This is a genomic window from Ruegeria halocynthiae (assembly GCF_900106805.1).
Taxonomy (GTDB): domain Bacteria; phylum Pseudomonadota; class Alphaproteobacteria; order Rhodobacterales; family Rhodobacteraceae; genus Ruegeria; species Ruegeria halocynthiae.
In genome coordinates, this window is the sequence record NZ_FNNP01000001.1 from 1,612,975 (window position 1) to 1,634,213 (window position 21,239).

General features: G+C 57.3%; 23 protein-coding genes and 1 riboswitch. Of the genes, 13 read left to right on the plus strand and 10 right to left on the minus strand.

The window, feature by feature from the left end; genetic code table 11:
- Positions 1-4: 4 nt before the first annotated feature.
- From metK to miaB, 7 genes are all read right to left on the minus strand, one after another.
- On the minus strand, positions 5-1,186 hold the full coding sequence (gene metK / locus BLU89_RS08130; RefSeq protein WP_074735930.1) for a methionine adenosyltransferase: 1,182 nt from the start codon (positions 1,184-1,186) through the stop codon (positions 5-7).
- Between the two features lie 5 nt (positions 1,187-1,191).
- Positions 1,192-1,240, minus strand: a riboswitch (SAM-SAH riboswitch).
- A 42-nt stretch (positions 1,241-1,282) separates the two neighbouring features.
- Positions 1,283-2,788 carry an apolipoprotein N-acyltransferase gene (gene lnt / locus BLU89_RS08135; RefSeq protein ID WP_074735932.1) on the minus strand — a complete coding sequence of 502 codons (1,506 nt, stop codon included), beginning with the start codon at positions 2,786-2,788 and terminating at the stop codon, positions 1,283-1,285.
- Positions 2,785-3,669, minus strand: a complete 885-nt coding sequence (locus tag BLU89_RS08140) for a hemolysin family protein (protein ID WP_074735933.1) — start codon at positions 3,667-3,669, stop codon at positions 2,785-2,787. Before BLU89_RS08140 ends, lnt begins: the two co-directional genes overlap by 4 nt.
- Positions 3,670-3,705: 36 nt before the next feature.
- The gene (gene ybeY, locus BLU89_RS08145) at positions 3,706-4,200 is read right to left on the minus strand and encodes an rRNA maturation RNase YbeY (RefSeq protein ID WP_074735935.1); all 495 of its coding nucleotides are present in this window, start codon (positions 4,198-4,200) and stop codon (positions 3,706-3,708) included.
- 41 nt (positions 4,201-4,241) lie between these two features.
- Positions 4,242-5,264, minus strand: a complete 1,023-nt coding sequence (locus BLU89_RS08150) for a PhoH family protein (protein WP_074735936.1) — start codon at positions 5,262-5,264, stop codon at positions 4,242-4,244.
- 147 nt (positions 5,265-5,411) lie between these two features.
- Positions 5,412-6,134: an outer membrane protein gene (locus tag BLU89_RS08155; protein ID WP_245709681.1), complete on the minus strand. Its 723-nt coding sequence runs from the start codon at positions 6,132-6,134 to the stop codon at positions 5,412-5,414.
- 207 nt (positions 6,135-6,341) lie between these two features.
- On the minus strand, positions 6,342-7,661 hold the full coding sequence (gene miaB, locus BLU89_RS08160) for a tRNA (N6-isopentenyl adenosine(37)-C2)-methylthiotransferase MiaB (RefSeq protein ID WP_074735939.1): 1,320 nt from the start codon (positions 7,659-7,661) through the stop codon (positions 6,342-6,344).
- Between the two features lie 120 nt (positions 7,662-7,781).
- Between miaB and BLU89_RS08165 the strand changes: the two genes are divergently transcribed.
- Positions 7,782-8,645, plus strand: coding sequence for a hypothetical protein (locus BLU89_RS08165; protein WP_074735941.1), 864 nt, complete (start codon positions 7,782-7,784; stop codon positions 8,643-8,645).
- Positions 8,646-8,648: 3 nt separating this feature from the next.
- Here BLU89_RS08165 and BLU89_RS08170 read toward each other — a convergent pair whose 3' ends face one another.
- Positions 8,649-9,446, minus strand: coding sequence for a phytanoyl-CoA dioxygenase family protein (locus BLU89_RS08170; RefSeq protein ID WP_074735942.1), 798 nt, complete (start codon positions 9,444-9,446; stop codon positions 8,649-8,651).
- 85 nt (positions 9,447-9,531) lie between these two features.
- Here BLU89_RS08170 and BLU89_RS08175 point away from each other — a divergent pair, with 85 nt between their 5' ends.
- On the plus strand, positions 9,532-10,428 hold the full coding sequence (locus BLU89_RS08175; RefSeq protein ID WP_074736496.1) for a LysR family transcriptional regulator: 897 nt from the start codon (positions 9,532-9,534) through the stop codon (positions 10,426-10,428).
- On the opposite strand, the gene irrA is transcribed toward BLU89_RS08175, so the two are convergent.
- Positions 10,429-10,848, minus strand: a complete 420-nt coding sequence (gene irrA, locus BLU89_RS08180; RefSeq protein WP_074735944.1) for an iron response transcriptional regulator IrrA — start codon at positions 10,846-10,848, stop codon at positions 10,429-10,431.
- Positions 10,849-11,035: 187 nt separating this feature from the next.
- Between irrA and fabA the strand changes: the two genes are divergently transcribed.
- The 4 genes from fabA to BLU89_RS08200 are packed head-to-tail and all read left to right on the plus strand — an operon-like array spanning position 11,036 to position 13,850.
- Complete coding sequence (gene fabA / locus BLU89_RS08185; RefSeq protein ID WP_074735945.1) at positions 11,036-11,545, plus strand: bifunctional 3-hydroxydecanoyl-ACP dehydratase/trans-2-decenoyl-ACP isomerase; 510 nt, start codon at positions 11,036-11,038, stop codon at positions 11,543-11,545.
- Positions 11,546-11,575: 30 nt separating this feature from the next.
- A complete protein-coding gene (gene fabB, locus BLU89_RS08190) occupies positions 11,576-12,805 on the plus strand; it encodes a beta-ketoacyl-ACP synthase I (RefSeq protein ID WP_074735947.1) in 1,230 nt (409 codons plus the stop codon).
- 5 nt (positions 12,806-12,810) lie between these two features.
- Complete coding sequence (locus BLU89_RS08195; protein WP_074735949.1) at positions 12,811-13,602, plus strand: enoyl-ACP reductase FabI; 792 nt, start codon at positions 12,811-12,813, stop codon at positions 13,600-13,602.
- Positions 13,603-13,661: 59 nt separating this feature from the next.
- The gene (locus tag BLU89_RS08200) at positions 13,662-13,850 is read left to right on the plus strand and encodes a hypothetical protein (protein ID WP_074735950.1); all 189 of its coding nucleotides are present in this window, start codon (positions 13,662-13,664) and stop codon (positions 13,848-13,850) included.
- A gap of 11 nt (positions 13,851-13,861) precedes the next feature.
- On the opposite strand, the gene BLU89_RS08205 is transcribed toward BLU89_RS08200, so the two are convergent.
- Entirely contained in the window at positions 13,862-14,290 is a 429-nt protein-coding gene (locus BLU89_RS08205) for an FKBP-type peptidyl-prolyl cis-trans isomerase (protein ID WP_074736498.1), read from the minus strand.
- Between the two features lie 124 nt (positions 14,291-14,414).
- Here BLU89_RS08205 and BLU89_RS08210 point away from each other — a divergent pair, with 124 nt between their 5' ends.
- The 7 genes from BLU89_RS08210 to BLU89_RS08240 all read left to right on the plus strand — a co-directional run bounded on the left by BLU89_RS08210 (position 14,415) and on the right by BLU89_RS08240 (position 21,182).
- Entirely contained in the window at positions 14,415-15,101 is a 687-nt protein-coding gene (locus BLU89_RS08210) for a haloacid dehalogenase type II (RefSeq protein WP_074735952.1), read from the plus strand.
- Entirely contained in the window at positions 15,101-15,928 is an 828-nt protein-coding gene (locus tag BLU89_RS08215) for an alpha/beta fold hydrolase (RefSeq protein ID WP_074735954.1), read from the plus strand. Before BLU89_RS08210 ends, BLU89_RS08215 begins: the two co-directional genes overlap by 1 nt.
- Positions 15,925-16,899 carry a threonine ammonia-lyase gene (locus BLU89_RS08220; protein WP_074735955.1) on the plus strand — a complete coding sequence of 325 codons (975 nt, stop codon included), beginning with the start codon at positions 15,925-15,927 and terminating at the stop codon, positions 16,897-16,899. Before BLU89_RS08215 ends, BLU89_RS08220 begins: the two co-directional genes overlap by 4 nt.
- Positions 16,900-16,972: 73 nt before the next feature.
- Positions 16,973-17,761: a 3-oxoadipate enol-lactonase gene (gene pcaD / locus BLU89_RS08225; RefSeq protein ID WP_074735957.1), complete on the plus strand. Its 789-nt coding sequence runs from the start codon at positions 16,973-16,975 to the stop codon at positions 17,759-17,761.
- A gap of 12 nt (positions 17,762-17,773) precedes the next feature.
- A complete protein-coding gene (locus BLU89_RS08230; protein WP_074736500.1) occupies positions 17,774-18,487 on the plus strand; it encodes an alpha/beta fold hydrolase in 714 nt (237 codons plus the stop codon).
- A gap of 346 nt (positions 18,488-18,833) precedes the next feature.
- Positions 18,834-19,928: a Zn-dependent alcohol dehydrogenase gene (locus BLU89_RS08235; RefSeq protein WP_074735958.1), complete on the plus strand. Its 1,095-nt coding sequence runs from the start codon at positions 18,834-18,836 to the stop codon at positions 19,926-19,928.
- Between the two features lie 21 nt (positions 19,929-19,949).
- Entirely contained in the window at positions 19,950-21,182 is a 1,233-nt protein-coding gene (locus tag BLU89_RS08240) for a mandelate racemase/muconate lactonizing enzyme family protein (protein WP_074735960.1), read from the plus strand.
- The last annotated feature ends 57 nt before the right edge of the window (positions 21,183-21,239 follow it).

Here is a 21,239-nt window from a genome sequence, read left to right on the forward strand (position 1 = left end):
TTGATCAGACCGCTTTTTTCAAAGCATCGGCCAGATCGGTGCGTTCCCAGCTAAATCCACCATCCGCATCGGGCTCGCGCCCAAAATGGCCATATGCGGCAGTGCGTTGATAGATAGGTTTGTTCAGCTCCAGATGCTGACGAATGCCGCGAGGTGTCAGGTCCATAACCTGATCAATCGCCTTTTCGATCTGTGCATCCGCAACAGTGCCGGTACCATGCGTGTCTGCATAAATCGACAGCGGTTTGGACACGCCAATCGCATAGCTCAGCTGAATGGTGCAACGATCCGCCATGCCAGCCGCCACGACGTTCTTGGCCAGATAGCGCGCTGCATAGGCAGCCGAGCGGTCCACTTTGGTCGGGTCTTTACCCGAAAACGCGCCGCCGCCATGCGGAGCGGCGCCACCGTAAGTGTCCACGATGATCTTGCGCCCGGTCAGGCCCGCATCGCCATCCGGCCCGCCGATAACAAACTTGCCGGTGGGGTTCACATGCCACTCGGTCTTAGCGGTTAGCCAGCCGTCGGGCAGGGATTCGCGAATGTATGGTTCGACAATCTGGCGGATATCATCCGAGGTTAGCGCCTCATCCAGATGCTGTGTCGACAACACGATTGAGCTGACACCGACAGGCTTGCCGTCACGGTAGACGACTGAAAGCTGCGATTTCGCGTCCGGACCGAGTGCAGGCTCAGTACCATTTTTGCGAACTTCAGCCAAACGGCGAAGAATAGCATGGGAATACTGGATCGGTGCGGGCATCAGCGCTGGTGTCTCGGTGGTGGCATAACCGAACATGATGCCCTGATCGCCTGCGCCCTCGTCCTTGTTGTCGGCTGCATCCACGCCCTGAGCGATATGGGCCGACTGTTCGTGCAGCAGGTTAGTCACTTCGACCGTTTCGTGGTGAAACTTATCCTGCTCGTACCCGATATCTTTGATACAGGCGCGCGCAATATCATCGATATGCGCCATGTAATCATGCAGTTTTTCCTGATCCGACAGCCCCACTTCGCCACCGATAACCACGCGGTCAGTCGTGGCAAAGGTCTCGCACGCCACGCGGGCTTCGGGTTCTTCGCGCAGGAAAGCGTCAAGCACCGCGTCGGAAATACGGTCGCAAACCTTGTCAGGGTGACCTTCGGAAACGGACTCCGAAGTAAATGTAAAATTCTGTCGGGACATAAAAGTGCTCCATTAAGATTTCCCCATCACGTCAGGAAGCCGTTGTGACGAGCGTCCGATCCAATACGGCCACAGATAAGTGGGGTCAATCGGTAATCAGTTCGGTCTCTGTCGTGTGTGGCGCCATAGCAGCGCGAACAGGGCTAAAATGGCTAAGAACACCGGTTTGTCCCCGATCCGAAAATATACAGTGCGCGATTGAGGGCGCGGCAAATCTGCGTCGATAAACCCAGCTTGCCCCAGCGCCAAAGATTCGATGACCCGCCCCAATGGGTCAATCATCGCCGAGACCCCGGTATTGGCCGAGCGCAGCATCGGCAGCCCCTGTTCAATTGCGCGCATCTGTGCCTGGGCAAGATGCTGATACGGCCCGGACCGTGTGCCGAACCATGCATCGTTGGTAACCTGCAGCAGAAAGTCTGCCCGATCCGGCGCCGCCAGAACATCCTGCGGAAAAACCGCTTCATAGCAGATTAGCGGCAGAGCCTTCCCCAACATCCCTGCATCCATCAACGCAGCACCCGGTCCGGCACTGAACCCATTGCCTGTAGTCGTCGCCATCCCGTAAATACCAAACCGGGCCATAAGATCGCCAAATGGTACATATTCCCCAAATGGTGCCAAGTGATGCTTGTCGTATAGCCCGTCCTGCTGACCATCCTCATTCAGATAGATCATCGAGTTGAATATCCGCTGGCCTTCGGCGCGCTGGATGCCAAGAAAAACTGGAGTGCCCTGAGCCGCCTCTCCAATCGCTGCAAGATATGGCTGTGCACTGCCCAGCCATGCCGGTACCGAGGTTTCCGGCCAGACGATCAGGTCTGGTCTGGGCCCGGTAGCCGTGAACTCAAGCTGACGCGCAAAGAACAAAGGAGCATAGTCCGGGTCCCACTTCTGATGTTGTGGAGCATTAGGCTGAATCAGACGTACAACATTGCCAGAGTATTCAACTCGCGGCCGGGTCGCAGCATAGACCAAAGCCAATGCGGCGCAGACCGCGGTCACTACTACCGGTATCGCCAGATCGCGGCGCGCTTGTTCGCTGAACAATGCCGCACCCAGCGGCAGGGTGGCAAACAAGGTCAACGCCCCCAATCCATAGGGTCCTATGAGTGACAGCAGTTGCGCGAAAGGGGTGTCTACCCAAACCTGCGCGATGCTGGCCCAAGGGAAACCGGTCAGCAAATATCCTCGTGCAAATTCTGCCAGTGTCAGCACCACGGCAAGCAGCATCCCCTGCCCTATTGGCGCACCCCCGATCCGTCTTACGACCCCAAAGGCCAGAGCCCAGAACAGGGCCAATCCGCCCGATAGAAGGATCAGCGCAAAAGGTGCCATCCAGGCATGGCGTTTCGCATCTACCAGGAATGGCTCGATTATCCAGCTCAACGCATGGGCGAAGTATCCCGTTGCGAACACCCATCCTAGCAAGGCTGCGCTGCGAGGTGTTTTCGAAGCCATATTCAAGCCCGCCAAAAAGGTCAGAGCAAGCAAGGTCGCTGGCCAGTATCCCAAAGGGGCCAGACCAGCGGCCGCGGCGACGCCTAACAGCGCCGCCAGTACCAACCGCAGCCAGCGGGGCCACCCAAGGGCAGGATTCATGCAGCAGTATCCGGCAACATGACGCGCAACCGTTTGATGCGGCGCGGGTCGGCGTCAATAACTTCGAACTCGGGTCCTTCGGGGTGGCACACAACTTCGCCCCGCGTCGGCACCCGACCGGAAAGCATGAAGACCAGGCCGCCCAAAGTATCGATTTCTTCTTCATCGACATCCTCGTGGCTGGTCAAAGAACGGCCAATCTCGGCTTCGAAATCCTCAAGCGGGACACGGGCCTGCACCACATAGCAGCCGGGCTTCTCCTGTATCCATAGCTGATCCTCATCGGCGTCATGCTCATCGGCAATCTCACCCACAACCTGTTCGATCAGGTCTTCGATGGTCAGCAACCCATCGACCCCGCCATACTCATCGATGACCAGCGCCATGTGGCGACGTTCGGTCTGCATCTTGGTCAACAGCACCCCAATCGGCATCGAGGGAGGTACGAATAGCAAAGTCCGCAACATCGACTTCAGATCGAACTCAGCCGAATTGCCATTGAAACCATGGGTCAGCGCAAAGTCCTTGAGGTGCACAAATCCCAATGGCGTATCCAGCGTACCGTCATAAACCGGGATTCGCGACAACCCGCTGTCACGGAATATCTGCGCCAACTCGTCCTTGGGGGTCGTCGAAGGAACCGAAATGATCTCGGCCGTCGGGATTGCAACATCTTCAACCCGCATTCTGCGCAGGTTTATCATGCCCCTCGGCTGGGCGCTTGTGACCTCAGCACCGTTTACTTGGCCGGTCTCATCGCCATGAGAAGAAAATGCGTCGAGCAGTCGGGAAAAGAGCCCTCCTCTGTCGTCGCTGTCATTGTCGCTGTTCTGGGAATGCGCGCCCTGCGCCGCCCTAGAACTGCCGTCTGTTTCGCCCATTATCCTGTTCCAAATGATCGGGCAAAGCTGCCCATGTCATACATTATATGGGTCATCTATACCCAGTTTGCCAAGTATCTCGACCTCAACCTCTTCCATCAAAGTGGCGTCCAGGTCACGAATGTGATCGTAACCCAGCAAATGCAGTGTACCGTGAATGATCAGATGCGTCACGTGATCGTCCATATTCTTTCCGGCGTCACCCGCCTCACGGGCGCAGGTATCATATGAGATCGCAACATCGCCCAGCGCGATTTCACCGGTAAAGTCTGGCTCTGGGGTCAGCGGGATACCTCCGGCCTGATCTGCGGCCAGATCATCGGCTGGCCAGCTCAGCACATTGGTTGCAGTTGGCTTTTCGCGAAACTCGGCGTTCAGTTCGGCAATTCGAACGTCGCCACAACCCAGAACGCTGATCTCGCACATATCTGCATCCAGTTCGCAATGATCCAATACAGCGGCAATTGCGCGGGTGGCCAACGGCTCCAGCGCACACCAGCGGTCATCCTCGAGGGTGATTTCCAGATTCATACCAACAATCCACGGCTCCGATACGCTTGGGGCCGTGAAAACTATCCGGTTTTGCGGCCCTCGTCGGCCTCATACGCCTCAATAATGGCGGCGACAAGCGGATGACGTACGACGTCTTTCGAGGTGAAATAGTTGAAGCTGATATTCGGGATCGTCTTCAACATCCGCTCAGCATCCGCCAGTCCCGATTGGACGCCACGCGGCAGATCGACCTGCGACCGGTCGCCGGTGATGACCATCCGGCTGCCCTCGCCAAGCCGCGTCAGGAACATTTTCATCTGCATGGTCGTGGCATTCTGCGCTTCATCCAGCACCACAAAAGCATTCGCCAACGTTCGACCCCGCATGAAGGCAAGCGGGGCAATCTCGATCCGCTTTTCCTCGATCAGCTTGGCCAGCTGCTTGCCCGGAAGGAAGTCGTTCAGCGCGTCATACAGCGGCTGCATGTAGGGATCTACCTTGTCCTTCATGTCACCGGGCAGGTAGCCCAGTTTTTCCCCGGCCTCGACCGCCGGGCGGCTGAGAATGATCCGGTCCACATGCCCGCCGATGAACATCGAGACACCCGCCGCAACAGCCAGATAGGTCTTGCCCGTCCCTGCGGGGCCGATCCCGAAGGCCAGTTCGTTGTTAAACAGCGATTGCACATACGCCTTTTGCGCGTCGGTGCGCGGCTCGACCAGCTTTTTGCGTGTCTTGATCTCGACTGTGCCGCCTTTGAACATCTCAAGCTGATCGCCATCACGCGTGCCGGTTCCGACCTCGGAATTGCCCATGCGCAACTCGCGGTCAACATCCGCAGACACGACATCTCGCCCGCCTTCAAGCCTGGTGTAGAGCGCCTGCAGCACCTCGACAGCCTGCTTTTGCCCATCCTCGTCGCCCAACACGACCAATTGGTTGCCGCGCCGTACGATCTGGACCGAGAGCTTCTGTTCGATATCGGTCAGGTTGCGGTCATACTCACCGCACAAATCGATCAATAGTCTGTTGTCAGGGAATTCAACAAGCGCCTCACGCTGGGGCATGTCATCTTGCGGTGGGGTCAGGGCACCGATGGCCAATCCGTTCTCCTGTCTTGGCGTTTCACCTTGAGCGTAGACAACATCCCAAGGTGGACGCAAGCGGCAGTTTCAATTTTTGTTCGGCGCATGACAAAAGCGCCGATTATCAGTGCAACTAAAGCCTGCCGGACATATATGATGCGGGTCTCAGAACGTATAGTTCAGCCCGATCCGCAGACCGCGGTAGCTGGGCGTCGACTTGGTTGTGAAATTTGGACCCAGTTCAACTGACTTTGATTCGAACTGCAGATACTCGATCTCACCGGTGATGGACCAATTGTCGTTCAACTTGTGTTCGGCGCCCAGGCTGGCCGAGAAACCCTGTCGCCGATCTTCACTCTCAAACCGACTTGTCCCGCTTGCATCCGAGAGTGAGCCTGATGTGGTGATATCACCGCAGATATATCCCACAGTTACGAAATAAAGGACGCTGCCGCTGCGGTTGGTCAGGCCGTTCCGCAGGCGAATAGACAACACGTCAGAGATAGCAGATCTACCACTGACCTCGGTTCCACCGGTCCGTGAGGTCGTGCTGTCGTCGAGCGTGCCAAAGTCGTATCCGACTTCGAGGCCGTATACATAGTCGCGCCCACCTCGGGCTGGCAGAATACCGCGCCATCCACCGCGCAGCCCGGCATAGTTGCCGCTGGGTTTGAGCTCCCCCGCGCCAAACGTAGTGCCGCCATTGACGCGCAGGCCGAACTCATCCGCGCGCCCTGATGCGTGCCCGGCACTCAGCCCAAGATAAAACGCATTGACATCACGCCCGAGGCGCCCTGCGGAGATGACGTCTGGTTCGGTAACATCCCCGACCACATCCCCGGCCAAAGTTGGTGCGGAACACGAGAGCAGCACTGCAACCGCTGTCAAAAAACGGGAGAACTCCAGTCTTGGAAAACGTATCCGGTTCACTACTCGTACCCTCCGCCAAGGTGGATTGCCAGTTCGGGTCAATGCGCAGATCAATACCCGAAAACCTGCCTCGAAAAATCTGGCTCTCCTCGGAACATAGTTCCGAGCCATAAATCAAGGGTTAAATTTCGTGGCTGGGAACCCTCGCCGCGCGGGCCTGATGGATCAGACCAGTTCACCGCCCAGTGAATTGGCACCGGATGATTTTATCCTTACCCTATGTAAGTCCCCACTCAGAACATCTGCATCCGAGACGTGAACCGCGTGAAGATACTCGGATTTTCCAACCATCTGGCCTGTTTGCCGCCCCGGCTTTTCAAATAGAACACTGACAGTCTGGCCGACCATTGAATCCTGAATCTCGCGCTGATGGCGTGTGATCATGGCTTGCAGACGTTGCAGACGCTCATCAGCCACTTCGGCATCGACCTGTGGCCGTTCTGCCGCAGGGGTGCCCGGGCGCGTGGAATACTTGAAAGAGTAGGCGTAGCCGTATTTAACCTCTTCCACCAAATCCAGAGTGGCCTGAAAATCCTCATCCGTTTCTTCCGGAAAGCCCACGATGAAGTCGCCGGACATCAGGATATCGGGGCGTGCGTCGCGGATACGTTCGATCAGTCGCAGATAGCTTTCGGCCGTATGGCTGCGGTTCATCCGTTTCAGGATTTTGTCCGATCCAGACTGCACCGGCAGATGTAGATAGGGCATCAGCTTGTCACACGTTCCATGCGCTTCGATCAGCGCATCGTCCATGTCGTTGGGGTGCGACGTGGTAAAACGAATGCGTTCCAGCCCGTCGACCTTGTTCAGCTCCCAAATCAAACCGGCAAGGGTCATGTCCCCGTTCGGTCCGGCCCCGTGATAGGCATTGACGTTTTGACCCAGCAGCGTGATCTCGCGTACGCCTCGCTCAACCAGATCCTGTGCCTCACGAATGATGCGATCCGCCGGGCGGCTGACTTCGGCTCCGCGGGTATAAGGCACCACGCAAAAGGCACAGAACTTATCGCACCCTTCTTGCACTGTCAGGAACGCTGTCGGCCCGCGCTTGGCCTTGGGGCGGTTCTTGAGCTTTTCGAATTTGTCCTCTTCGGGGAAGTCAGTGTCCAGCGCCTTTTCACCTTCGCGCGTTTTCGCTTCCATCTCGGGCAGGCGATGATAGCTTTGCGGGCCGACCACCAGATCGACCAGCGGCTGACGGCGCATGATCTCTTCGCCTTCGGCCTGTGCAACACAGCCTGCAACACCGATTTTGAGGTCTGGCTTGTCTGCTTTCAGCCCCTTGAAGCGGCCCAGCTCAGAATAAACTTTCTCGGCTGCCTTCTCGCGGATGTGGCAGGTGTTGAGCAGGATCATATCCGCATCATCGGGCGATTTGGTCTCGACATAGCCTTGTCCGCCCAGCGCTTCGGCCATGCGCTCACTGTCATAGACGTTCATCTGACAGCCATAAGTCTTGATAAACAGCTTTTTCGGTTCAGACATGGGTCGGCCTTTGTGTTCGCTGGGTCGGCGTCGTCTATACGTATCGAACGCCGCTTGCAATGCTGGCGCAATTACCCGAATTTGGCGGGAATTTCCAGCAAGGCAGAAACAAAGCCAACGATGCAGTACGATTCCCTTGATCACCTTTTGAATTCCGGCAGCGAGGTCCTGAACAAAGGCCCCATCGCCCTGATCTTCGCCGAGGATGATGTCGAGTTAGAAAGTACGTTGCATCACCACCTGAAACTGGGCTTCAAATCGGTGATTGCGTTTCTGCCGCAGGAATTCGCGCTGGATGATGGTCTGAGCGCGAGGGTTCACCGGGTGGCGATGAGCTGCGCACCCAGAACTGTCGTATTTGACGCCATCAACCGGATCACCCAAGCCGCTCAAGGCGTCTGGGTATATTACTGTTACAATGCAGAATACCTATTCTACCCATTCTGCGAGACGCGAACGGTTGGAGAATTGCTCGCCTTTCATTCAGAAGAGCGGCGCAAGGCGATGCTGATCCATGTGATCGACCTGTATGCCGATGATCTGGCCGCCTTTTCAAACGGAGTGGCCCCCGATCACGCATTGTTGGACAAGACCGGATACTACGCCCACACCCGCCACGATGCGTCCGGCAAACCATTGGAGCGGCAATTGGACATGTCCGGCGGTCTGCGCTGGCGGTTTGAGGATCACATTCCCTATGAACGGCGCCGCATCGATCGGATTTCGCTGTTCAAAGCTAAACCCGATCTCGAACTGCTGCCGGATCACACATTCAACGAGGCGGAATACAACACCTATGCTTGCCCATGGCACAATAATCTGACCGCCGCGATCTGTTCGTTTCGGGCGGCCAAAGCGTTGAAAACCAACGCCGGATCAACCTTTGATATCTCCGATTTCAGTTGGAGCAATTCAGTTCCCTTCGAGTGGGATTCGCGACAACTGCTGGAATTGGGTCTGATTGAATCAGGCCAGTGGTTCTAGGCACTACCGCTGCAACAGGACCGGGAACCAATCTTCACGCAGGCGCTGCCCCTGCTTCATGTCATGTCCTGGGAATGGAGGTGAGGTTCGACCCGGCCGCTCGACATATCGCGCATCATCACCGACCAAGCGTAGCGAGAAGGCCCGGCGCCGACTATCAGAGGTGTTACCCCGTGCACCGTGTAACGTGCGGTAGTTGAACGCAACGGCATCGCCCGGCTCCATCTCAAACTCGACAACCTTCATCCCTTCGGCATCCGGGTCAGGGATCGGCATGTATTGGCCCTCATCGGCAAAGAACCCCTCTTCGGATACCCAGCGGGTGGGCAGAACCTCTTTTTCCCAACGATGCGAACCGGCAACGCAACGCAAAGTAGCCTGTTTCACCGGATCTAGCGGCGACCAGAAGCTGATATTCTGCTGACCTTCAACAAAGTAATACGGCCCATCCTGGTGCCATGGCGTTGCCATCGAAGTTCCGGGCTCTTTTACCAGAACATGATCGTGAAACATCTGCACGGATTGCGATTTCATGAGGTCCGCTGCAACTTCGGCAGCAGGAGACGCCTCAATAACTTCACGAAACTGCGGGATGCGCGACCAATTACAATAGTCGTCGAAGAACCGACCAGTCTCACCTTCTTTCTTGTTCTCCGAAGCATACGGCCCCGGCTCTGCCATGTTTGCGGCTACCCCGGCCCTCAGGGTTTCGACATGATCGGTGAACAGACCTTTTACAAGAACAACGCCATCCGTCTGGTAGTCGTCGATCATTGCCTGCGAAACAAGAGGGTGAGTCATGGCGGTCTCCTTGGATTTGTCGCCTGATCTGCGCATGAATGAGACCCCTGTTCAAATCATATCTTTCGATCTAGGTGTTAACATAATGTTATACCTTACGCTCCGCCAATACGAATATGTTTGCGCGATTGGTCGACATGGCAGCCTTTCCGCAGCAGCGTTGCGCGTAAACGTGTCGCAACCGGCTTTGTCGAATGCACTAACCCGGGTCGAATCACATTTGGGGTATCCGCTTTTTTCACGAAGACGGGGCGCGGCGATGGCATTGACCCCACAGGGGCGCAAATTCATCGAAGAGGCCGAAGCCCTATTGAACCGGGCGGCGTTGCTGGAAAATTCAAAGCATCCCGTTGTCGGCGAACGTCGATTGCGGCTGGGATGCTTTATCGATCTGGCACCGTTTCTTCTGGCGCAATCTCTGCACAAATTGCGGCAGGCCCTGCCTGACGTTGTTCTGACTCACGGCGTTGAAACGTTCGAGGGGCTGATCTCAGGCCTCATAGATGGCAGATTTGACTGCGCGCTTACCTATGACCTGGGTATGGACGCTGGTTTCACATGTGAAAAACTATTCGACAGCACACCGCGCGCGCTGCTTTCTGTTGATCATCCGCTTGCCGAATCTCAGCAAGTGACGCTTGCTGAGCTTGCGGACTTTCCACTGATTCTATCCAAAGAGGGGCTGTCTGCCCAACACGTCCTTGCGCTTTGCAGACGCAAGGGGCTGAACCCCACGATCTCACACCGGGCGGAATCGCTGGAGCTGCAGCGTAGTCTGGCTGCCCATGGTGAAGGTGTCGGAATAAGCTATGCCAGCCCTACAAACAGATACAGCTATGATCAGATGGACATTGTTAGCCTGCCGATTACTGACACCGAAGCCACTGAAGCCGTCGTGCTAGCGCGACATGGGACTGGGCCAACCGACTCTCTTATTACGGCGGCAGAACACGCGTTGATTAAGGGGCTACAGAAGACCTAGCTATTTCTTCCGACGCAGGCGGATCACCACGTCGACCGAGGCGATCTCGACGCCATCGGGCGCTTCAGGCAACTGTTGGATCACTAACTGTTCGGAAGGTGCGTCACTCAGACGGCTTTCATCTTCCCAGAAGAAATGCGGGTGATCATGTGTATTCGTGTCGAAATAGCTTTTCGAACCGTCAACCGTGATTTCCTGCAACACACCGGCTTCACAAAAGGCTCGCAGCGTGTTGTAGACAGTCGCCAGAGATACCGCGTCTCCGTTGGTTTTGGCGGAATCAAACAGGCTTTCGGCCGTCACATGACGATGCAACCCGTCACCCACGAGCAGTTCGGCCAAAGCAACCCTTTGACGTGTTGGCCGCAACCCTGCGTCGACCAACCAAGTTGTAGCGATGTCACGGCTCTGCGGTGTCATGAATCCGATACCTGTGTTTTGCTGCCCTTAATATAAGTGCGCCCGCCCTGCAATTTCAAATGAATTTCATTCGCAAAGAATATCGTGGTCACAACAAGATATGACGCGCCGGTCTTGCAGGACCTTGCATACGGGTGATAGACGAGGCCTGATGTAATGAACGGACCCTGGCAGGAGAGGCGGCAGAATGGCCCAATTCCCGAGCAGTTTTGACAAGGACGATCTGCTGAAATGCGCCCGAGGCGAACTATTCGGCCCCGGCAACGCGCAGTTACCTGCTCCGCCGATGCTGATGATGGACCGGATCACCGAGATTTCGGGTGATGGCGGCGCGCATGGCAAAGGCCATGTGTTAGCTGAATTTGATATCACGCCCGACCTTTGGTTCTTTGAATGCCACTTTCCCGGCAATCCGATCATGCCCGGCTGTCTGGGTCTGGACGGATTGTGGCAGCTGACCGGCTTTAACCTTGGTTGGCGCGGCTGGCAGGGTCGCGGCATGGCAGTCGGTGTTGGAGAGGTCAAATTGACCGGCATGGTGCGCCCCGACCGCAAGGTGCTGACCTACAAGATTGATTTCAAAAAGGCGATCCAGACCCGCCGCCTGACGATGGGTGTGGCAGATGGCATCGTCGAAGCCGATGGCGAATTGATTTACGACGTCAAAGACATGAAGGTCGTTCTGTCAGACGCCTGAGCCTGACCGGCCGCAACAAGGAGTACGCACATGCGTCGAGTAGTCGTCACCGGTCTGGGGGTTGTTTCCTCGATCGGCAACAATGCCGAAGAGGTACTCGCCTCTCTCAAAACAGGCAAATCCGGCATCGTGGCGAGCGAACAGATGGTCGAGCATGGCTTTCGCAGTCAGATTGCCGGATCGCTGAAGATCGACGTGGCCGAGCATGTGGAAAAACGGACACTGCGCTTCATGGGTCCGGGCGCTGCCTATGCTCATATCGCGATGAGCCAGGCAATCGCTGATTCCGGGTTGACCGAAGATCAGGTTGTCAATCCGCGCACCGGTCTGGTGGCCGGATCGGGTGGCCCGTCGACCAGTGCTATGCTGACGGCGCATCAGACTGTTCTGAAATCTGGCGCAACCAAGCGGATTGGCCCGTTTGCAGTGCCTAAATGCATGTGCTCGACGATTTCCGCAAACCTGGCGACCGCATACAAGATCAAAGGCATCAACTATTCGATCACATCGGCCTGTTCGACCTCGCTGCATTGCATTGGTAATGCCGCCGAACAGATCATGCTCGGCAAACAGGACGTGATGTTCGCAGGCGGTGGCGAGGAACTGGACTGGACCCTGTCCTGCCTGTTCGACGCCATGGGTGCAATGTCCTCGAAATTCAACGACACCCCCGAGAAAGCATCCCGCGCATTCGATCAGAACCGCGACGGGTTCGTGATCTCCGGTGGCGGCGGCATCGTGGTTCTTGAAGACCTCGACCACGCCGTGGCCCGTGGCGCCAAGATTTATGCCGAAGTTACCGGCTATGCCGCTACCTCGGACGGACATGACATGGTGGCCCCCTCCGGCGAAGGCGGAGAGCGCGCGATGCGATTGGCCCTGTCAACCATGCCCGAAGGCCGCAAGGTCGGCTACATCAATGCGCATGGCACTTCGACCCCGGTCGGTGACGTCGGAGAGGTCGAGGCAGTGCGCCGTATCTTTGGCGAAGGCAACGTGCCGCCGATCTCATCAACCAAGTCGATGACTGGCCACGCACAGGGCGCGGCGGGCGCGCTCGAGGCGATCTTCTGCCTACTGATGCTGGACAATGATTTCATTACTCCGTCGATCAATGTCGACACACTAGCCGAAGGCATCCTGCCCGGTGAAATTGCAACTCAAGTAGTTGAAAACGCAGGCTTGGACAGCGTGATGACCAACAGCTTCGGCTTTGGCGGCACCAACGGGTCCATGATTCTGTCGAAGTATAACGGGTGAACAAGATGTCGGATATTCTAAAGGGTAAACGCGGCCTGATCATGGGCGTGGCAAATGACCGTTCGATCGCGTGGGGCATCGCCAAAGCCATGCATGAGGCGGGCGCGGAGCTGGCATTCACCTATCAGGGCGAGGCTTTCGGCAAACGGCTTGAGCCACTGGCGCAGAGCCTCGGCAGCGATTTCATGGTGGATGCGGACGTCACCGATGACGCCTCATTGGATCGCGCGTTCGACGAGTTGGCTGCACGCTGGCCAACCATCGATTTTGTGGTTCATGCCATCGCCTATTCGGACAAATCCGAGTTGACGGGGCGGTTCCTGAACACCACGCGGGCAAATTTCAAACATTCGCTGGACGTCTCGGCTTATTCGTTCATCGAAGTCGCTCGGCGCGCCTATCCGCTGATGAAGGACAGTGGGGGCACATTGCTGACTCTGACCTATCAGGGCTCGAACAAGGTGGTGCCGAACTACAATGTCATGGGCGTGGCCAAAGCGGCGCTGGAATCGGCGACCCGCTATCTGGCCAATGATCTGGGTCCCGAGGGCATCCGCGTGAACGCCATCTCACCCGGCCCGATGAAAACGCTGGCCGGAGCCGCCATCGGCGGTGCACGCAAGACCTACAAGTTCTGCGACCAGAATGCGCCGATGCGTTCGAATGCGACATTGGAAGCTGTTGGCGGTACGGCCGTTTATCTGGCTTCTGACGCCGGAAGCTATACCTCGGGCGAGATCATCCGCGTCGATGGCGGGTATCATATTCTGGGTATGCCTCAGCCCGAGGCAATGTGACCATATCTTTCCCCGCGGGCGCCAAGATTTGACCATCTTTACCCTGCAGGGATGGCTACATGAGCAAACTTGAACAGATCCTTGCGAGCAACGCGCGTTCGCCAGTTTTCAAACGCAAATCAGTGAGTGGACGTGCACGTCTTTTGATGCTGCTCCTCACTTCGCTGCTGATTGCCTTTGTGTTCCTGACTCAACCGCCCGTGCGCGAGGCGGTCGAACCCTTGTTGTCACAGATACCAGGTCTTTGACCCAAACCGGGTCAGTTGATCGCCACAATCTCGATATCAAAGATCAGGTCCTGGCCAGCCAGCGGATGATTGGCGTCCAGGGTCACCGTCGCCTCATTTACTTCGACAACAGTCACCGGTAGGGCCTGACCATCAGGTGTCTGCATCTGCAATTGTGTGCCGGGTTCCAGTGGGATGTCGTCTGGAATTCCCTCACGCGGGATTTCCTGACGCATACCCGGATTGATCGGCCCATAGGCATCGGTGCATTCGATCTCGACACGCTTTTTCTCGCCAATTTCCATGCCCGGCAGCGCCGCATCCAGCCCAGGTATGATCTGCCCCGATCCGACCGCAAACTCAAGCGGGTCGCGTCCCTCGGAACTATCAAAGACTTTGCCGTCCAGCAGAGTTCCGGTGTAGTGGATGCGAACCGTGTCGCCTTCTTTGATTGCGGTCATCTTGGCCTCTGATCTGAAAAGGAATGAACCGCGCACCCTAGAGTCTGCCACGACATTGTAAACCCTGCCCTCTTTAACACTCTGGGTGGTTGTGTTTACCTGCGCCCGATCAGGGGAGGATCGGATGGCTATCACCACATGTGTATTCGACGCTTACGGCACTCTATTCGATGTGGCAGCTGCAGCCAGACAAGCCGCAGCGGAACCGGGATTCGAAGCGTTGGCCAACACGTGGCCGGAACTGGCGGGTCACTGGCGACTGAAGCAGCTACAATACACCTGGCTGCGGGCTGTGGCTGATGCGCATTGCGACTTTTGGGATGTCACCCAGGACGGGCTAGATTGGGCGCTCGAAGCCTCTGGTCTGCAAGGACATCCCGCACTGCGACAACGCCTTCTTGATCTCTATTGGGAGTTGCAAGCCTACCCCGAAGTCCCCGAGATGCTAAAAACGCTGAATTCGGGCGGAATGCGGACAGCCATCCTGTCCAACGGCTCACCTCCGATGCTGAACGGGGCGGTGCAGTCGGCCGGGATCGGAGATGTGCTTGATGGTGTACTGTCCGTCGAAAGCGTTGGGGTCTTCAAGCCCCATGTCCACGTTTATGATCTGGTGCCAAGCCGGTTCGGCTGCGCACGCGATGAGGTATTGTTCGTCAGTTCAAATGGTTGGGACGCAGCCGGGGCCAGCGGTTACGGTTTTGTGACCGCCTGGGTGAATCGCGCAGGCGAACCGATGGATCGACTGCCATGGAAACCCGCGCATGTCCTGTCTGATCTCACCACGATCCCGCAACTGGCAGGACTTTGATGGCCTATTTTACGACCTCTGACGGCAAACGTCTGTTCTATGAGGATTCAGGCACGGGCCACCCTCTGCTTTGTCTTGCCGGGTTGACCCGCAATAGCCGAGATTTTTCATATCTTGTCCCTCATATGACCGATCTTCGCATGATCACGATGGATTATCGCGGGCGTGGGAAATCCGACTTCGATGCGGAATATATGAACTACAATATTCTGCGCGAGGGGCAGGATGCGATCGAGCTGCTGAACCATCTGGGCTTGGAGAAAGTGACCCTGTTGGGCACGTCGCGCGGAGGGCTGATTGCGATGGCGCTGGCCATGAGCCATCCTGAGCGTCAAGCCGGGGTTGTTCTGAACGACGTCGGACCCGTGATCGAGCCCGGCGGTATCGCCAAGATCATGGATTATGTTGGTATCAGCCCTGTCTTTCAAACATACGATGAAGCAGCACAAGTCATGAGCGCCATGATGGAGCCGCAGTTTCCAGGCGTCTCGTTGGATATATGGAGACAGCAAGTCGAGAACCAGTACATCCAGACCGATACCGGGCTGGACCTGCGCTATGACCCGGCATTGCGGCAGGCATTGATCGAACAGGCTGCTGTCATGCCGACGCCGGACCTGTGGCCTCTGTTTGATGCGCTGCGCGATATACCAACGGGCGTTATCCGAGGCGCAAACTCTGATCTGTTGAGTGCAGCCACCCTACGGAACATGCACTCCCGCCACGCCGAGCTTGTTTCAACCGAAGTGCCGAACCGGGGTCACGTCCCTTTCCTGAACGAACCGCAATCCATTGATCTGATCCGCAAGATACTGGACGCCACATGAGCAGCATTGAATTGATCGAAGCAGCAGCCGAACGACTGAAAGGTCACGCGCGCGCGACACCACTTTTATCATCGCCCTTCCTGGATGAATTCGCGGGTCGCCGGGTGCTGATAAAGCCGGAGTGCCTGCAACATACCGGCAGCTTCAAATTTCGCGGCGCTTGGTCGGCCATTTCAGCACTGGATGACGCGGCGCGGTGCCGGGGCGTGATCGCCTATTCCTCGGGCAATCATGCACAGGGAGTAGCCTATGCAGCGGCGCAACATGGAATATCTTCGGTCATCGTCATGCCATCAGACGCGCCTAAACTGAAGATCGAGAACACCCGCGCTTTAGGAGGCGAGGTTGTTCTGTATGATCGTTCCAGCGAAAGCCGTGAAGATATCGGCGAGGCGCTAGCTGCCCAGCGTGGTTTGACATTGATCCGGCCCTATGACGAGCCGCAAGTGATCGCAGGCCAGGGCACGACAGGGTTGGAGCTGGCCCGTCAAGCGCGGGAATTGGGTGTGACCGAAGGCGATGTTCTGGTCTGCTGCGGCGGCGGTGGGCTGACATCCGGCATCGCTCTGGCACTGGACCGTCACGCACCCGGTCTGCGCGCCCGCCCTTGCGAGCCCGAGGGGTTTGACGATGTGAAACGATCGCTGGCAACCGGCGACGTCCAAGGCAACGATGCCTCATCCGGGAACATCTGCGATGCCATCCTGACGCCACGACCCGGGCAGATTACCTTTCCGATCCTGCAGCGTCTCTGTGGTCCTGGCCTGTCGGTTTCGGAACAGGACGCCCTGCACGCCATGGCACTGGCCTTTCTGCGCCTCAAGATCGTGCTGGAACCAGGAGGCGCGGTCGCGTTGGCCGCAGCCCTGTTCCGTAAGGACCAGATCAAAGGCGATGCCGTGATCGTCGTAGCCTCGGGCGGCAACGTGGACCCGCAGGTATTCGAACAGGCGTTGGAATTCCTGACCTGACAATCGATAGCGACCAGTGCTAAATCCGAATGCAGTCTCAGACTTGCGCCCTGGGGAGACGGGAACCGTACACATGCACATTGCTGACCTCAAAGACGTGAGGATACATTACCGAATTGACGGCGAAGCAGATGGCGCACCGATTGTGTTCGCCAATGCGTTGGGTACGGATATGCGTCTGTGGGACCCGGTTCTTCCGATACTGCCCAAAGGCTTGCGCGTCATAAGATATGACAAGCGCGGGCACGGATTGTCGTCTCGACCGACGGGGCCATACTCGATGGGGAGCTTGGTGCGTGATGCCGAACAATTGCTGGATTATCTCAATGTCAAAGACAGCATTTTTGTTGGACTGTCCATCGGTGGCATGATTGCACAAGGTCTGGCGGTGAAACGCATGGACCAAATCCGCGCTTTGGTGCTGTCGAATACCGCTGCCAAGATCGGTACGGCCAATATCTGGCAGGACCGCATCGCTGCTGTCCGCACCGGCGGAATAGAGGCGTTGGCAGATGCTACAATGGACCGGTGGTTTTCCCGCGCTTTCCGCGCCAATCCCGAGGTGGCCCTGTGGCGTAACATGATGACCCGTCAACCGGTCGAGGGCTATATCGGCTGCTGTGCCGCAATCTCGGGGACGGATTTTTATACGCCGACCAGCGGTTTGCGCCTGCCGACCCTTGGAATTGCAGGTAGCGAAGATGGCTCTACCCCGCCCGATCTGGTGCGGGAAACGGTGAATCTGATCCCGGGTTCACGCTTTGCGTTGATTCGGAAGGCAGGTCATTTGCCCTGCGTTGAGCGCCCTGGGGACTATGCCGAACAGCTTGGCCGTTTCCTGACCGAAACCGGACATATTTGAAGGAGCAATATGTTGGCGGATTTCTTGCTTGTTCACGGGTCATGCCACGGTGCCTGGTGCTGGCGTGACATGATCCCGGAACTAACTACATTCGGACACACAGCCCGCGCCATTGATCTGCCCAGCCACGGTTCAGACCCGACACTTGTTCGGGATGTCACGCTCGCGTCCTGCAGGGATGTGGTTCTGAAAGCCTCGACCCCGCAAACAATCATTGTCGGGCACTCATGGGGCGGGTACCCCGTCAGCGCCGCCGCCGAGACCACCCCAGACGCAATGCGGGGCCTTATCTACATCAGTGCCTATGTTCCGCAATCAGGACTTTCGATGGTTGAGATGCGCAAACGTGCACCACGCCAGCTGATCGGTGATGCGGTCGAGAAATCTGCCGATGGATTGTCGTACAGTGTTTTGCCTGAACGGGTGCACGACCTGTTCTATCACGATTGTCCACGCGATGTGGTGAACTATGCGCTCGGCCGCCTCTGTCCGCAGGCCATCGCGCCACAAAACACGCCTCTGGATACCGGCGAGAACTTTGCGCGCATTCCGAAAGGGTACATTAGAACAACCGACGACCGCACCGTTCCAACCGAATATCAGGCCGAGATGGCCCGCTGTGCGGCCCCCGAAATGAGCCTGACCATCGACAGTTCTCATTCGCCGTTTTTCTCACACCCTGAGCATCTGGCCGGATTGATGCACCAAATCTCGCAGCGGATGTAAACAGGCCGCAGAAAGCTAAGCTTCAGTAAGGGTTTCGTACCGAGTCTGTTGATGGTGGACTGCGGAGAAAACTGCGGGGCGCCCCCACATCGCTCAATGCGCTGTCGCACGGTCAATGCGCCACCGCTCATGACCAGAGTCTGGCGCGTTTTGCCGGCCAGAGCGCACTGGTCTATCCGTCCGGTGCACCGTTTTTGCGGGCGTCGGTTCATATGATGCTCAGGCCATTGCATTTTCTGCGCCTCCGACCCGCATTGGCATAACAACGACACATATCTGGCGGATTCCGCCTTGCAGGCCGGGCTGCGACGGGCCACCGTGACCTCAACTGAGAGCGGGAAAAGACATGCAATCTATCAAAGCAGCCGTGTGCCGGGCATTCGGCGAACCTCTGGTCATCGAAGATATCCTGATAGCACCGCCCGGAATGGGCGAGGTCGAGGTCACGCTGGACGCAGTGGCGATCTGCCATTCAGACATATCGTTCGCAAGCGGTGCCTGGGGCGGCCATTTGCCCGCCGTATACGGCCACGAAGCGGCCGGGATAATTTCGGCGGTCGGTGACGGTGCCGGAGATTTCAGGATCGGCGATCACGTTGTAGTCACGTTGATCCGCGCCTGCGGGTCCTGCCCGTCCTGTGCCGGAGGCAAGCCAACCGTTTGCGAGACACCCTATGACACGATCAACGGTCCGCTGCGGACCGTTGATGGCGGGCCACTTGAACAAGCCATGGCATGCGGCGCCTTCGCCGAGAAGGTCGTGGTCAGCCACCGACAGATCGTCCGCATTCCCGAAACGCTGCCCAAAGACCTTGCCAGCCTGCTGTCCTGCGGCGTGATTACCGGCGTTGGCGCCGCGGTCAACGCGGCCGAACTGCGCCCCGGGCAGGATGTCGTTGTGATCGGTGCCGGGGGGGTAGGGTTGAACGCCATTCAGGGCGCGCGCATCGCCGGAGCCCGCCGCATCGTCGCTGTCGACATGACCGAAGACAAACTGGACATCGCAATGGAGTTCGGCGCAACACATGGCGTTCTTGCCAGTCTGAAGCAGCCGTGGAAAGCGGCATACAAAGCGCTCGGCGGGCGCGGTGCGGATGCGGTTCTGATCACTGTGGGAGCAATTCGGGCCTATGATCAGGCGCCTCGCTATCTGGGCAGCGGCGGCAAAGCCATCATGATCGGAATGCCGCATTCCGGTGATATGTCCAGCTATGAACCCGTCGTGCTGGCCGCACTGGGCCAGGGCCTGATCGGTTCAAAAATGGGAGATGTGGTTATCCAGCGCGACATCCCGTGGATGATCGACCTCTATGAGCAAGGGCGGCTGAAACTGGATGAGCTGATCTCGGGCCGTTGGGCGCTGTCGCAGATCAATGAGGCCATCGAAGACACCAAGACCGGTGCCGCGAAACGCAATGTAATCCTGTTCAATCACGACTAAGCCCGTGGAAAGGAACGCCCGATGAAACTGCAAGACCTCGATATCATCGTTACTGCCCCTCCGGCGCCGGGCTGGGGCGGGCGTTATTGGATATTGGTAAAACTCACCACCGATACGGGCGTGACCGGTTGGGGGGAATGCTATGCCTCATCCATCGGCCCCGACGCTATGAAACACGTCATCCGCGATGTATTCGAACGCCACATGCTGGGCGAGACCCCCGAGAACATCGAGTTGATGTTCCGCCGGGTCTATTCCAGCGGGTTTACACAGCGACCAGACCTGACGGTCATGGGGGCTTTTTCGGGGCTCGAAATCGCCTGTTGGGATATCCTCGGCAAAGACCGCGACCGCCCGGTTTATGCGTTGTTGGGCGGACGGATGAATGACCGCATCCGAGCCTATACTTATCTTTACCCCCTGCCCCGGCATAACTTGACGGATTTCTGGACCTCTCCGGAGCTGGCCGCAGATTGCGCGGCTGAAATGGTGCGGCGCGGCTACACGGCGGTTAAGTTTGACCCGGCTGGACCCTATACAATTCGCGGCGGGCACATGCCCGCGATGTCTGACATTTCGTTGTCAGTGGCGTTCTGCAAGGCCATTCGTGAGGCCGTCAGCGACAAAGCTGACATGCTGTTCGGCACGCACGGCCAGTTCAACACAGCCGGTGCCATTCGTCTTGGGCAAGCGTTGGAGCCCTACTCCCCGCTTTGGTTCGAAGAACCCACGCCCCCCGATATGGTCGAAGATATGGCTCGAGTCGCGCGCAATGTCCGTATCCCGGTTGCAACGGGCGAACGATTGACGACCAAAGCGGAATTTGGCGCGGTCTTGCGCGCCGGAGCGGCCGAGATTCTACAACCCGCGCTTGGCCGTGCGGGTGGCATATGGGAGATGAAGAAGATCGCGGCCATGGCCGAAGTATTCAACGCGCAGATGGCGCCCCATCTTTATGCAGGCCCGATCGAGTGGGCCGCCAACATCCACCTGGCAACTTCAATCCCGAACCTGCTGCTTCTCGAAAGTATCGAGACCCCGTTCCATGACCAGTTGATCAAGGGAAGCATCCGTGTTGAAAACGGTTTCGTCACACCTCCGACCGAACCCGGCCTTGGCATCACGGTTGATGAAAACCTTGCACGCGCCCATCCCTACAAGGGTCGCGATCTGCACCTGCAAATGCAGGAAGCGCCTTGTGATTATGCAAACGGAAATGCATTTCAGGGCGGTGCGCCCGCAACTAAAGGATAACACTCTGCAGAGCTCAGGGAATTCACAGTACCGATGGCCACATACCCGAATTGACAG

What these genes read in the sequence shown, in the direction of transcription:
- BLU89_RS08220 (WP_074735955.1), top strand. Translation starts at nt 15,925, where the DNA reads ATGAGCAGCATTGAATTGATCGAAGCAGCAGCCGAACGACTGAAAGGT.
- BLU89_RS08240 (WP_074735960.1), top strand. Translation starts at nt 19,950, where the DNA reads ATGAAACTGCAAGACCTCGATATCATCGTTACTGCCCCTCCGGCGCCG.
- BLU89_RS08205 (WP_074736498.1), bottom strand. Translation starts at nt 14,290, where the DNA reads ATGACCGCAATCAAAGAAGGCGACACGGTTCGCATCCACTACACCGGA.
- irrA (WP_074735944.1), bottom strand. Translation starts at nt 10,848, where the DNA reads ATGACACCGCAGAGCCGTGACATCGCTACAACTTGGTTGGTCGACGCA.
- pcaD (WP_074735957.1), top strand. Translation starts at nt 16,973, where the DNA reads ATGCACATTGCTGACCTCAAAGACGTGAGGATACATTACCGAATTGAC.
- metK (WP_074735930.1), bottom strand. Translation starts at nt 1,186, where the DNA reads ATGTCCCGACAGAATTTTACATTTACTTCGGAGTCCGTTTCCGAAGGT.
- lnt (WP_074735932.1), bottom strand. Translation starts at nt 2,788, where the DNA reads ATGAATCCTGCCCTTGGGTGGCCCCGCTGGCTGCGGTTGGTACTGGCG.
- BLU89_RS08215 (WP_074735954.1), top strand. Translation starts at nt 15,101, where the DNA reads ATGGCCTATTTTACGACCTCTGACGGCAAACGTCTGTTCTATGAGGAT.
- ybeY (WP_074735935.1), bottom strand. Translation starts at nt 4,200, where the DNA reads ATGAATCTGGAAATCACCCTCGAGGATGACCGCTGGTGTGCGCTGGAG.
- BLU89_RS08175 (WP_074736496.1), top strand. Translation starts at nt 9,532, where the DNA reads ATGTTATACCTTACGCTCCGCCAATACGAATATGTTTGCGCGATTGGT.
- fabA (WP_074735945.1), top strand. Translation starts at nt 11,036, where the DNA reads ATGGCCCAATTCCCGAGCAGTTTTGACAAGGACGATCTGCTGAAATGC.
- BLU89_RS08165 (WP_074735941.1), top strand. Translation starts at nt 7,782, where the DNA reads ATGCAGTACGATTCCCTTGATCACCTTTTGAATTCCGGCAGCGAGGTC.
- fabB (WP_074735947.1), top strand. Translation starts at nt 11,576, where the DNA reads ATGCGTCGAGTAGTCGTCACCGGTCTGGGGGTTGTTTCCTCGATCGGC.
- BLU89_RS08210 (WP_074735952.1), top strand. Translation starts at nt 14,415, where the DNA reads ATGGCTATCACCACATGTGTATTCGACGCTTACGGCACTCTATTCGAT.
- BLU89_RS08235 (WP_074735958.1), top strand. Translation starts at nt 18,834, where the DNA reads ATGCAATCTATCAAAGCAGCCGTGTGCCGGGCATTCGGCGAACCTCTG.
- BLU89_RS08170 (WP_074735942.1), bottom strand. Translation starts at nt 9,446, where the DNA reads ATGACTCACCCTCTTGTTTCGCAGGCAATGATCGACGACTACCAGACG.
- BLU89_RS08200 (WP_074735950.1), top strand. Translation starts at nt 13,662, where the DNA reads ATGAGCAAACTTGAACAGATCCTTGCGAGCAACGCGCGTTCGCCAGTT.
- BLU89_RS08140 (WP_074735933.1), bottom strand. Translation starts at nt 3,669, where the DNA reads ATGGGCGAAACAGACGGCAGTTCTAGGGCGGCGCAGGGCGCGCATTCC.
- BLU89_RS08195 (WP_074735949.1), top strand. Translation starts at nt 12,811, where the DNA reads ATGTCGGATATTCTAAAGGGTAAACGCGGCCTGATCATGGGCGTGGCA.
- miaB (WP_074735939.1), bottom strand. Translation starts at nt 7,661, where the DNA reads ATGTCTGAACCGAAAAAGCTGTTTATCAAGACTTATGGCTGTCAGATG.